General features: G+C 43.6%; 8 protein-coding genes. 5 read left to right on the top strand and 3 right to left on the bottom strand.

The features are described from left to right. Positions 1-134: 134 nt before the first annotated feature. The gene (locus tag KFE98_11200; GenBank protein UTW60620.1) at positions 135-518 is read left to right on the top strand and encodes a hypothetical protein; all 384 of its coding nucleotides are present in this window, start codon (positions 135-137) and stop codon (positions 516-518) included. A gap of 7 nt (positions 519-525) precedes the next feature. Here the strand turns inward: KFE98_11200 and KFE98_11195 are convergent, their stop codons facing one another. After that, positions 526-1722, bottom strand: a complete 1197-nt coding sequence (locus KFE98_11195; protein UTW64691.1) for a DUF1343 domain-containing protein — start codon at positions 1720-1722, stop codon at positions 526-528. Between the two features lie 63 nt (positions 1723-1785). Here KFE98_11195 and KFE98_11190 point away from each other — a divergent pair, with 63 nt between their 5' ends. From KFE98_11190 to KFE98_11175, 4 genes are read left to right on the top strand one after another with little or no spacing between them, the layout of a single operon-like run. Next, a complete protein-coding gene (locus tag KFE98_11190) occupies positions 1786-3021 on the top strand; it encodes an ABC transporter permease (GenBank protein UTW60619.1) in 1236 nt (411 codons plus the stop codon). Positions 3022-3053: 32 nt separating this feature from the next. After that, on the top strand, positions 3054-4412 hold the full coding sequence (locus KFE98_11185) for a pyridoxal-phosphate dependent enzyme (protein UTW60618.1): 1359 nt from the start codon (positions 3054-3056) through the stop codon (positions 4410-4412). Then, positions 4412-5197: an ABC transporter substrate-binding protein gene (locus KFE98_11180; GenBank protein ID UTW60617.1), complete on the top strand. Its 786-nt coding sequence runs from the start codon at positions 4412-4414 to the stop codon at positions 5195-5197. Before KFE98_11185 ends, KFE98_11180 begins: the two co-directional genes overlap by 1 nt. Positions 5198-5243: 46 nt before the next feature. After that, positions 5244-7523 (top strand): patatin-like phospholipase family protein, encoded by a 2280-nt coding sequence (locus tag KFE98_11175; protein ID UTW60616.1) that lies wholly within the window; start codon positions 5244-5246, stop codon positions 7521-7523. Between the two features lie 87 nt (positions 7524-7610). Here KFE98_11175 and KFE98_11170 read toward each other — a convergent pair whose 3' ends face one another. Together KFE98_11170 and rpoC are read right to left on the bottom strand one after the other, a co-directional pair. Beyond that, the gene (locus KFE98_11170; GenBank protein ID UTW60615.1) at positions 7611-7937 is read right to left on the bottom strand and encodes a DUF3467 domain-containing protein; all 327 of its coding nucleotides are present in this window, start codon (positions 7935-7937) and stop codon (positions 7611-7613) included. A 108-nt stretch (positions 7938-8045) separates the two neighbouring features. After that, positions 8046-12350, bottom strand: coding sequence for a DNA-directed RNA polymerase subunit beta' (rpoC, locus tag KFE98_11165; protein ID UTW60614.1), 4305 nt, complete (start codon positions 12348-12350; stop codon positions 8046-8048). Positions 12351-12375 lie beyond the last annotated feature (25 nt).

Below are 12375 nucleotides of genomic sequence, written 5' to 3'. Positions count from 1 at the left end.
CAGATTTATGGCTCCAAAAATACTTATTAAAGAGGAGTTATTTGGGGAAAATACACGGATTGATCGCCGTTCACAAAATTTAATTTTGGAACTTATTTTTATTAGATTAACTTTGCCTTAACATTAAGTTAACATTGAAAGCATTTTACCTCATAGTATTATCCCTAATCATCGGGTTCGGGACTGTTCAAGGCCAAAACAGAACAGACTACTTTTCTAATGGTAATGCTCGTCATGAAGTTAAGGAACTTCCCCGTCAAATGGTACAAGTCACCTCCTTTTATCGCAACGGCGAGGTAAAGGAAGTAGGCCAGTATTACCGGGGAAAGCGCCATGGAATTTGGCAAAACTTTCATCGCAATGGTGCCACAAACACCAAAGCCTTCTACAACAACGATCGCCGCGATGGAATGTGGAAGTTTTACGACAATGAGGGTAACCTTAAGGCCGTAATTTATTATCGCAAAAACAACGTCATTCGGTATTACGAAGACGAGTTAGCGATTCGATATCCTTAAGAGGTAATCATTCGAAATCTTCGTACAACAGGTATTTTTTCCTGATTTCCTTGAAGGCATCCAATTCAGGCTGCCAACTCTGTCGGATTTCATCTTCCTTTTTGCCCTCCATAATCTGGTTGCGCAATTCATCGGTTCCTGCGAGCAAATCGAAAAAGTGGTTTTCCAAAAAGTAGGGGCCTTCGATTTCCTTTTTTAGGTTAATAACCCAAAACAGGTAAAGGCTTTTTCTTTTCGGCATATCGTTTAGTCCAAAGTTCACCAAATCGTAGCCCTTGCACTCCTCACCCATCAACTTGGGATACTTGGCTCCAGGTCCACTCTCCGGTGTAAATTGAATATCCCCTGTCCCAATTTCCGGATGACCGATCATTTGGAAAGGTTTTTCAGTTCCCCTCCCAACACTCACCACCGTTCCTTCAAAAAGTCCCAGGGATGGATAAAGATAGATGGATGCCATATTGGGCAAATTTGGAGAAGGTTTAATCGGTAATTTGTAATAATCGTTGTGGTCGTAATTGATGCAAGGAATAACCGTTAAGTCACATTTTAGATCCTCGCCCAACCAGCCTTCTCCATTAATCATTTGAGCCAACTCGCCTACCGTTAGGCCGTGAACCAGTGGAATGGGATGAATACCTACAAACGAAGAAAACTTCTCTTGAAGCACCGGACCATCCACGTAAAATCCATTGGGGTTAGGGCGATCCAAAACAATGAAAGCCTTGTCCATTTCGGCACAAGCCTGCATCACATAGTGCATAGTAGAGATGTAAGTATAGTATCTAACGCCTACATCCTGAATATCAAAAATGACCACATCTACATCGGCCAGATGGTCGAAAGTTGGTTTTTTCTGGGATCCATAGAGCGACACAATTCTCACTCCAGTAGTTGGATCCTTTTTGTTTTTAACCATTTCTCCAGCGTCGGCGGTTCCTCTAAAACCATGCTCTGGAGAAAATACTTTGACCAATTCAACTTCCTGTTCCAGTAGAAAATCCACCAGGTGAACCTCACCCACATAGGAGCTGTGGTTGGCCACAACAGCCACCCGGGCTTCTTCGAGTAGGTCGCTATACTGCGTAAACTGCTCTGCTCCTACCACTACAGTTTGTACGGTCTTATAGGGCACCTGAGCCACAGCCTGACTGCAAAAGATCAGGTTGAGAGATACCACTATCAGGCCTATAATTCGTCTCATCATAAAGCAACATCAAATTTTAATCCTTTTTGCTTTCCTTTGCAGGCAAAGCCCCTAATTTCTGTGAACTACGAATTGTTCATAGCTCAACGGGTGTTCCGCCCCGACAGCTCCGGTACAACTTTTAGCAAAGGCACTCGAATCATCCTGTGGTTCGCCGTGATGGGTATTGCCCTGGGCCTCTCAGCTATGATCATAGCTTACAGCATTGTAACCGGATTTCAAAGCGAAATTCGAAACAAGGTTGTTGGCTTCGGCTCCCATGTACAAATCACGGAATTCAACTACGAGAATCCACTCAACTTTAAACCCATATCCAAAAACCAGTCCTTTTACCCTTCTCTGGAAGATTTGCCGCAAGTCAAAAAGATTCAGGTTTATGCCCTGAAGGAAGGCATTATCAAAACCACGGAAGAGATTCAAGGCGTTTTGGCCAAAGGGGTAGATACCGATTTTGACTGGTCTTTTTTTCAGCAACACCTGAAAGAAGGGAGCCTACTTGAGATTAACGATTCAGCCAAAACCAACCAGCTGATGATCTCTTCAACGATTTCGAAGAAAATGCAAATCCACCTTCACGACAAGGTGGTTATCTTCTTTATTCAAAATGGAAAATCAAGGCCGCGAAAGATGGAAGTGGTAGGCATTTTCAATACCGGATTGCAGCAATTTGACAAGAATTATGTCTTGATGGACATCAAACACATTCAAAAAATAAATGGTTGGGAAGCGGATAAAGTGAGTGGATTTGAAGTTTTGCTAAACGATTACGAAGATCTGTTAGCCGCCAACAAAGAGGTTTATGAAACCATTCCTCCTCATCTCAATGCGACTCCTATTACGACCCAATACCCGGAAATATTTGGCTGGCTGGAGCTTCAGGACATGAACATTGTCGTAATTGTAGTACTTATGATTCTGGTGTGTGGCATCAACATGATTACCGCTTTACTTATCCTCATCCTGGAAAAAACCAACATGATTGGGGTTCTCAAAGCTCTGGGTGCTGAAAACTGGAGCATTAGAAAAATATTCCTTTACATGGCTGGCTTACTCATCTCCCGAGGATTGATCGTTGGGAATGTACTGGGGATCGGCTTACTCGTGTTGCAGGATCAATTTCATTTGGTGAAGCTTCCTCAAGAATCTTATTACATTGATCACGTATCGGTAAATATGGATATACCGGCCTTCATTTTGCTCAATATCGGCACGCTGATTCTGTGCTTGATTATGCTCATATTACCATCCATTGTAATTTCAAATATTTCTCCCGTAAAGTCTATAAAATTCAATTAGGACCCAATACCTTTGCAGGGTAAAACAAGACCATGAAATACTACAACAATATATTGGAAACCATTGGAGATACTCCACTGGTTAAGATCAACAAACTGGCTCAATCTGTGCCTGCCATGGTTCTGGCCAAAGTAGAAACCAGCAACCCTGGAAACTCGGTAAAAGACCGAATGGCTCTTCAGATGATTGAAGATGCGGAAAAAGAAGGGTTGATCAAGCCCGGAGGTACTGTTATTGAAGGTACCAGTGGAAACACCGGAATGGGATTGGCCCTGGCTTGTATTTCGAGAGGCTACAAATTGGTTTGTACTCTGGCTGATAAGCAGAGTAAAGAAAAAATGGACATTCTCCGTGCCATGGGTGCTGAAGTAATTGTTTGCCCGACCAATGTTTCGCCGGAAGATCCACGTTCTTATTACTCCGTGGCCAAAAAAATGGCGGAAGAAACACCGAATTCACTTTACGTAAATCAATACGATAATCCATCTAACACTAAGGCTCATTACCTAACTACTGGTCCCGAAATCTGGGAACAAACGGAAGGTAAAATCACCCACTTCATTGTAGGTGTTGGAACCGGGGGAACTATTTCTGGTGTTGGAAAATACCTCAAGGAGCAAAATCCGGATGTTCAGGTTATCGGAATTGATACCTACGGATCGGTTTTCAAGAAGTACCACGAAACTGGCATCTTCGACGAAAGCGAAATCTACCCCTATATCACAGAAGGAATTGGTGAAGACATTCTACCCAAGAATGTGAACTTCGATGTAATCGATCACTTCGAAAAGGTAAATGATAAGGATGCTGCTTTGTATACCCGTCACCTGGCCCGCGAAGAAGGAATCTTTGTAGGAAACTCTGCCGGTGCTGCAATGGCTGGTATCGTTCAAATGAAAGATCGCTTTAAGCCGGATGATGTGGTGGTGGTTCTTTTCCATGATCATGGAAGTAGATATGTTGGAAAGATCTTTAACGATGATTGGATGCGCGATCGCGGATTCCTGGAAAAAGAATCCAATGCCATGGCACTTATCGAAAGCCACAAGGATAAAAATCTGATCACTGTTCGTACCACGGATAAGGTGGAAGATGCCTTGCTCAAAATGAAGCAATTCCACATCTCCCAAATTCCAGTACGCGATGGAGACAAGTTTGTAGGATCTCTATCCGACCACTTCTTGTTTAACGAGATGATGAACGATGGAAACCTAAGACAAAAGCCGGTGGAAGAAGTGATGCAGGACCCGTTCCCATTCGTGGAGGCCAATGACAGCTTGAAAGAAGTTTCCAAGTTGATCAGTCGCTCCAATCCTGCTGTACTGATGAAGGATGCCGAAGATCGGATTCACATCATCACCAAGTATGATCTTATAGACGCCATGCAGTAATGCACTTCCGGGATCAGGTCGGTAGAGAATTGGATCTAACTTCTGTTCCCAAACGTATTGTTTCCCTCGTTCCGTCGATTACGGAGTATTTGTTTTGGCTGGGTCTTGGCGCCCATGTAGTCGGGGTAACTCGATTTTGCACCCATCCATCTTCTTGTAGGAAGGAGAAAGCGGTTGTTGGTGGTACCAAGGATCCCGATATCGACAAGATTCGAGAATTGGCTCCAGACCTGATTTTAGCCAACAAGGAAGAGAATCTGCGTGAACATGTGGAGGAACTTGCTCAAGAATTTTCGGTTTGGGTGAGCGATGTGTATACTTTGGAGGACAGTTTTGAGTTATTCCGTGAAATCGGTAAAATGACCGGTACCATGGAACAGGCAACAACGCTTGTAAAAACCGTTCGTAACAACTTCGATAACCTCGATAAAATCACCTCGCCCAAACGGGCAGCCTACTTCATTTGGAAGGAGCCCTGGATGGTCTGTGGATCAGAAAACTTTATATCTTTCCTGATTGAGCGAGCTGGATTCACCAATATTTATGGGACAAGTAAGGAAAGATACCCCATGGTTACCCTGGATGAAGTGAAACTGCTCCAACCGGAAGTCATCATGTTATCTACTGAGCCCTACCCTTTTGGAAGTCGAAATCTACGCGAAATGGAAGAAGAGTTTCCTGAGGCTAAAGTCATCCAGGTGGATGGTCGGTTGTTCTCTTGGTATGGATCGGCACTGATGGAAACCACTGCTCACATTAGAGAAATCCACAGCAGCCTAATGTAATACTTTTGAAACCTTGCCTCTAAAAACCTACATAAACGTCCTCATTTTGGCCCTTATCTTGTTGGGACAATCCGTTGAGTTAAGAGCTCAGCGTGTTGGGTTGGTTTTAAGTGGAGGTGGTGCCAACGGTTTGGCTCATATCGGAGTGATTAAGGCACTGGAAGAAAATGGAATTCCAATTGACTACATTACGGGAACAAGTTCAGGTGCCTTTGTTGGAGCGATGTATGCGTCCGGGTATTCGGTAGAGGAAATTGAAGCCTACTTTCTTTCCGACAAATTTCAAAAATTGGTACATGGTGAAATCGAAGCCAGGGAACAGTTTTATTTCAAAAGCAGCGATCCCAACGCATCCATGCTCACCTTGAAAATATCTAAGGAATTTTCACTCTCCAACTCTCTTCCCACCACCCTTATTTCTCCGGCTCCGGTCGATTTTGAAATGATGACTCTTTTTACGCAGGCATCAGCCGCTTCGAGTTATGATTTTGACAAACTATTTGTCCCTTTCCGGTGCGTGGCTGCGGACATTGAAGACAAGAAGGAATACATCTTTTCAGATGGAAACTTAAGCACCGCCGTACGAGCCTCTTTTACTTATCCGTTTTACATCAAACCCATCAAGGTGGGTAACAAGTTGCTTTATGATGGTGGACTGTACAACAACTTCCCTCATCAACTCATGACCGACACCTTTGCCCCTGACTTTATCATTGGGGTAAAAGTTACGGCCAACGAGCCTCCCCCTACTCGCGACGATTTGATCAGTCAAATTAGATCGATGTTGGTGAGTAAAACCGATTTCGATTTGAAATCGCCTGGAATGATTCTCGAACCTCAAACCAACAATGGCACCTTTGAGTTTAAGGATTTGAAAGCGGTTATAGATTCAGGTTATTCAACTACTATCCGCTATCTGGACAGTATCAAAACTCAGGTAAATCGCGTAAATCCTGCTGAAAAGGTTCAATATGAACGGACCCAATTTCGAGGCTCCGAATCCGACCTGCGATTTAATGAAGTAGAAATAAACGGGGTTAAGCCCAAGCAGAAAGTATATGTGAGAAAGCTATTGTGGAGAAACAAGCGGTCGATGGATGTCAACACCTTCAATCGCTCCTTCTACCGAACCATTAGCGATTCTCGGATCAATACCCTCTACCCCACAGCCCAATATGATTCATCAACGAGCATGTACAATCTCCATGTAGATGTGATCCGCGAAAATCCGCTTGTAGTCGAATTTGGTGGTAATGTTTCCAACCGACCAATATCCACAGGATTTGTTGGTGTAGAATACAACCTCATGGGTAAAACAGCCTTAAAGCTCAAAGCCAATACCTATTTCGGCCGGTTCTATGGTTCCATTCTTGCCGGATTAAAATGGGATATTCCAGGTAAGGTTCCCTTCTACTTTGAAGCCGATTATGTGCAAAACAGTTGGAACTATTTCAAGAGTAAAAGTTTCTTTTTTGAAGATGAGATTCCTTCCTACTTGATCCAGAATGAGAACTATGCCTCATTTAGGGTAGGCGTTCCGATTGGCTACTCGGGAAAATTAGCGGCCACGTATTCCTATTCTGAATTGGTGGATGAATACTACCAAACCCGAGATTTCAACAGCAAGGATATTCCGGATCAAACCACAATTCATCCAAACACAGCTGGGGTCTACTATGAGTATAACACCCTAAATCGCCCCATTTATGCAAGCTCAGGTGCATACCTCACGCTTAAGACACGATATTCAGTAGGTAATGAAGAATCGCTTCCAGGCACTACTTCACCTGATTTTAGTCCTTCCTACAAGTCTCATGAATGGGTATATGTACGTGGAATTATGGATTATTACTACAAATCCAAAGGTCGTTTACGGTTGGGAGTGTATGGCGACGTTGCTTATTCCAGTATGGGCCTATTTTCGAACTATACAGCGAGTATTTTGCGGTCACCGGCATTCCAACCTACCCCAGAGAGTCAAACGCTGTTTTTGGAGTCTTTTCGGGCTTATCAATTTGCCAGTGCAGGACATAAGTTCATTCTATCTCCCATCAAGAATTTCGACATTCGTTTAGAGGGATACATCTTTGCTCCTTATGCCAAGGTAATTCGAAATGAAGATGGGACTCAGACCTACAAGGAAGGGTTTGAATCCATATTCTCCCTGGCCACCGCTACAGCCGTATACAACTCACCTTTCGGACCGGTAAGTGCTGGGCTCAACTACTATTACAATGTGCCTGAAGTGGTGCCTGAAGATGAATTTCCTATCACCTTTCTCTTCCACTTCGGCTACATCATCTTTAATCGCAAAGCGCTTTATTAATTCTGAATCCTGAAATTTGAATTTCCAATCTTGAAGGTTCTGCCGTCCAGCGAACCTCGGAATTCAGAATTCGAAATTCAATATTCATCAAGCTTCCCCTGCAGGGCCACCGAAATTTAGCGGAATAGAAGGTAATTCCGGACTTCCATGGTCTTTGATCTCACCATGCATTTCTTCATACTTAGCCAGGTTATCCTGAAGCGCCTTGTACAATCTTTTTGCGTGGTGTGGATTCAAAACAATTCTCGACTTCACCTTCGACTTGGGAGTACCGGGCATTACATTAATGAAGTCCACGATAAACTCAGAATTGCTATGGGTTATAATGGCCAGGTTTGAATACACCCCTTCAGCTACTTCTTCGCTAATTTCAATATTCAGTTGTCCTGGTTTTTGTTCCTGTTGATCACTCATTTTTTCGGAAATAATACGTTTAATAATCCTGTCCTCAAGTATAACGAAAAAGCCCCTCTACAATTTGCAGAAGGGCTTTTTTTATTGTTGTAAAGTGTTATCGGATAATTAATCCAGGGCCACTTCGCTTTCTTTTGCACCCATTAGTTTTTCGTATTCCTCTTTGGATCCTACGATGTAATCTTCGTAGTCTCTCAAACCGGTACCGGCTGGGATACGGTGACCAACGATTACGTTCTCTTTCAAGCCAAGCAAGTAGTCTTGCTTTCCACGTACAGCTGCCTCGTTAAGCACCTTCGTAGTTTCCTGGAAGGATGCAGCTGAGATAAAGCTGTCTGTTTGAAGAGAGGCCTTCGTGATACCTTGAAGAATCGTTTGACCGATAGCAGGTTTTGCTTCACGTCCCACGATTGGCTTCAACTCTTTACGAGTCAAAATCGCGTTTTCATCCTTCAAATTCACACGAGTGATAATTTGACCAGCTACGTACTTTTCAGAATCTCCGGCATCTTCTACCAGCATCTTTCCGAAAATCTTATCGTTTTCTTCGATGAAATCGGTCTTGTTTACGATCTGGTTTTCCAGGAATCGAGTATCACCCGAATTCTTGATCTCAACCTTACGCATCATCTGACGTACGATTACTTCAAAGTGCTTATCATTAATTTTTACACCCTGTAGACGGTAAACTTCCTGAACCTCGTTTACGATGTATTCCTGAACGGCTGTAGGGCCTTTAATGTTCAAGATATCAGTTGGAGTGGTAGCTCCATCAGAAAGTGGAGTACCAGCCTTCACAAAGTCATTTTCCTGAACCAGGATATGCTTAGACAAGGAAACCAAATACTTTCTGATATCACCGGTACGAGTCTCTACGATAACCTCACGGTTACCACGCTTAATCTTACCGAATGAAACCACACCGTCAACAGCTGATACCACAGCTGGGTTAGATGGATTACGAGCTTCAAACAGCTCAGTTACCCTTGGAAGACCACCGGTAATATCCCCAGTCTTACCACTCTGACGTGGAATCTTAACCAGAATCTTACCTGCTTCTACCTTATCACCTTCCTCAACGATAATGTGAGCACCTACTGGAATGTTGTAGGAACGCAATACCTCGTTCTTAGAGTTCTGAATAATAATGGTAGGGTTCTTCTTCTTATCACGGTTTTCGATGATTACTTTTTCCGTAAATCCGGTTTGTTCATCGGACTCTTCCTTATAAGTAATACCTCTAATGATGTTTTCGTAAACTACTTTACCATCAAATTCGGTCAGGATAACGGCGTTGTATGGATCCCACTTACAGATAAGCTCTTCCTTCTTAACCTTGTTACCAGACTTCTTGTAAAGCTCAGCACCGTAAGGTACAATGTTAGTCGCTGTTACACTTCCGGTTTCAGGATCAATGATTCTCATCTCAGCAGAACGGCCAATCACTACTTCTACCTCTTTGCCCTCGTCGTTCTTACGCTTGATGGTTCTCAACTCGTCAATTTCGAGTTTACCAGCATTCTTAGCGATAATACTTGATTCAGCAGCAATGTTAGATGCAGTACCCCCTACGTGGAAGGTACGTAGTGTAAGCTGTGTTCCTGGTTCCCCGATCGACTGTGCAGCAATTACACCAACTGCTTCACCTCGTTGAACCATCTTACCAGAGGCCAATGAGCGACCATAACATTTGGCACAAACACCACGTCTGGTTTCACAGGTCAATACCGAACGAATTTCTACTTCTTCGATTCCAGCATCTTCCACTCTTCTGGCGATATCTTCAGTAATCTCAGCAGTTGCCTCGGCAATTACCTCACCGCTTTCAGGGTGAACGATATCGTTAAGAGAAGTACGACCCAAAATGCGATCGTAAAGAGATTCAACGATCTCTTCGTTGTTTTTAAGAGCCGTAGCCGTCAAACCTCTCAAGGTTCCACAGTCATGCTCAGTAATAACAACATCTTGAGATACATCTACCAAACGACGAGTTAGGTAACCAGCATCCGCCGTTTTAAGGGCCGTATCCGCAAGACCTTTACGTGCACCGTGAGTAGAGATAAAGTACTCAAGAATCGAAAGTCCCTCTTTAAAGTTAGAGAGAATCGGGTTTTCAATAATTTCCTGACCTCCTGATGATCCGGATTTACGAGGCTTGGCCATCAAACCACGCATACCGCTTAGCTGACGAATCTGCTCTTTAGATCCCCTCGCACCAGAGTCAAACATCATAAAGATGGAGTTGAAACCTTGGTTGTCATTTTTCAGACGGGTCATCAAAGCGTGAGTCAACTTGGAGTTGGTGTGCGTCCAGATATCAATGATCTGGTTGTAACGCTCGTTGTTGGTAATAAGACCCATGTTGTAGTTCATCAACACGTCTTCTACCTGAGCATTCGCATCGTCCAATAGGATTTCTTTCTCGGGTGGAATTACGATGTCCTGAAGGTTGAACGATAGTCCACCTTTGTAGGCCATGTAGAACCCAAGTTGCTTAATATCATCCAGGAATTTCGCTGTTTTAGCAAAACCAGTTTGCTTTAATACACGACCGATAATGTCTCTAAGCGATTTCTTGGTCAACAATTCGTTGATAAAACCAGCTTCTTCCGGTACTACTTCGTTGAAGAGTACGCGACCACAAGTGGTTTCAATTGTATGGAATACAGGCTCTCCGTCAACGCGATCGTGAACTTTCACTTTGATCACAGCGTGGAGATCCAATTTTTTCTCGTTATAAGCGATAATTACTTCCTGAGCGGAGTAGAAAGTCATTCCCTGACCTTTCACTACTCTGTCTTCTGACGTTACTCTCGGCTTGGTCGTATAGTATAGACCCAAAACCATATCCTGAGAAGGTACTGCAATCGGAGCACCGTTTGCAGGGTTCAGAATGTTGTGAGAAGCAAGCATCAAAAGCTGAGCCTCAAGAATAGCAGCATTACCCAATGGAAGGTGAACAGCCATCTGGTCACCATCAAAATCCGCGTTAAATGCAGTACATACCAGTGGGTGCAACTGAATCGCTTTTCCTTCGATCAATTTCGGCTGGAAGGCCTGAATACCCAAACGGTGCAGTGTTGGAGCCCGGTTAAGTAGTACAGGGTGTCCTTTCAATACGTTTTCAAGGATATCCCATACAACTGGTTCTTTCCGGTCAACGATCTTCTTCGCAGATTTAACGGTCTTTACAATACCACGTTCAATCATCTTACGGATGATGAAAGGCTTGTACAATTCAGCCGCCATACTTTTTGGAAGACCACATTCGTGAAGCTTCAATTCAGGTCCAACTACGATTACCGAACGAGCGGAGTAGTCAACACGCTTACCCAACAAGTTTTGACGGAAACGACCTTGCTTACCTTTCAAGGAATCAGAAAGGGATTTCAATGCACGGTTTGATTCAGTCTTAACAGCTGAAGACTTTCTGGAGTTGTCAAACAGGGAGTCAACCGCTTCCTGAAGCATACGCTTCTCGTTACGAAGGATAACCTCTGGTGCCTTAATCTCCAACAAACGCTTCAAGCGGTTGTTACGGATAATCACACGACGGTAAAGGTCATTCAAGTCAGAGGTAGCAAATCGACCACCATCCAATGGCACCAATGGGCGCAATTCTGGTGGAATAACAGGTACTACCTTCACGATCATCCACTCAGGACGGTTTTCCATACGGCCATTGGCCTCACGGAAAGCCTCCACTACCTGAAGTCTTTTGAGAGCTTCATTCTTACGTTGCTGAGAGGTTTCAGTGTTTGCTTTGTGACGCAATTCGTAGGACAATTCGTCCAACTTCAAGTTTGCCAACAATCCGTAAAGTGCTTCCGCACCCATTTTGGCGATAAACTTGTTTGGATCATTATCGTCCAGATACTGGTTATCTTTAGGTAGAGTGTCAAGAATATCCAGGTATTCTTCCTCTGTCAGAAATTCAGAAACGTTTAATGGTTCACCTTCTGCATTGGTAGCTACACCTGGTTGAATGACAACATAACGCTCGTAGTAAATGATCGAATCCAATTTCTTACTTGGAAGACCAAGCAAGTATCCGATCTTATTAGGCAGTGACTTGAAGTACCAGATGTGTGCAACTGGAACCACCAAAGAGATGTGTCCCATACGCTCACGTCTTACCTTTTTCTCGGTTACCTCAACACCACAACGGTCACAGATGATTCCTTTATAGCGGATTCTCTTGTATTTTCCACAGTGGCACTCAAAATCCTTGATAGGACCGAAAATGCGCTCGCAGAACAACCCGTCGCGTTCCGGCTTATAAGTCCGGTAGTTGATGGTTTCAGGCTTCAAAACCTCACCACGAGAACCCTCGAGGATCATTTCTGGAGAAGCCAGGCTAATGGTAATTCTCTTAAAGTCGCTGTTTACTTTGTTGTCTTTCCTAAGAGCCATATTTGAAAGAAATTATTTAAAGTCA

Source organism: bacterium SCSIO 12741 (genome assembly GCA_024398055.1).
Classification (GTDB): Bacteria; Bacteroidota; Bacteroidia; order Flavobacteriales_G; family Salibacteraceae; genus SCSIO-12741.
The sequence above is the reverse complement of the archived record's forward strand: the minus strand, read 5'-3'. Positions and strand labels throughout refer to the sequence as shown.